The organism is Vibrio rubrogenes (genome assembly GCF_059641415.1).
The window spans coordinates 1-590 of record NZ_JCARSY010000117.1; the positions used below are offsets into that span (position 1 = coordinate 1).

Consider the following 590-nt stretch of genomic DNA (forward strand, 5'->3'; position numbering starts at 1 on the left):
GACTGCGCGTTATAGCCATAACTGACCTGCGTCTGGACAAACTGCCATTCATCCTGCTCGGCCAGATAGGCATACAAATCCACCCGGGCAATCAGGTCGTGCTCGTAAACCAGCTCAAACCTGAGATTGGTCTCGGTTGAAATCCGCACCGGACGGTGCTGACGGTCATAACTGAGACGCAGCGTATGGTCATACTGGTCTTTTATCGACGTCAGCCTGCCACTGTCACCGCGCATCTGAAAGGTATACCACCGCTCACCACTAGCAATGATGATTTGTTGCTTATCCCGGCCTAAAAAGGCGGCGGCTCCGGCCATGCGGTTGGTAATCGCCGGCAGTTGCGCTGTCGGTTTGGGGAAGCGGGTCAGTTTGCCTTCACCGTCACGCCAGACCACCGCATCGCCGTCCACCGTCAGCTGGTGTGACAGTGAATGCGACCAGCCATAACCGAGCCCGACATTGGTTTCCACCGCCCCGGTCCGGTACAATCGTTGCCACTCAAACGGCAACAGCCCAATCAGGTGGCCGTCCGTCAGTGACAGCAGCTCTTCACCGGTTGCCATCGAAATCGGGTCTTTGTCACACACCGT

At 56.9% G+C, this 590-nt stretch carries 1 protein-coding gene; it reads right to left on the reverse strand.

All coding sequences use genetic code 11. The features are described 5' to 3' along the window. A partial coding sequence (locus AC55NX_RS20805; protein ID WP_496997464.1) for a DUF6531 domain-containing protein occupies positions 1 to 590 on the reverse strand: 590 nt, incomplete at both ends.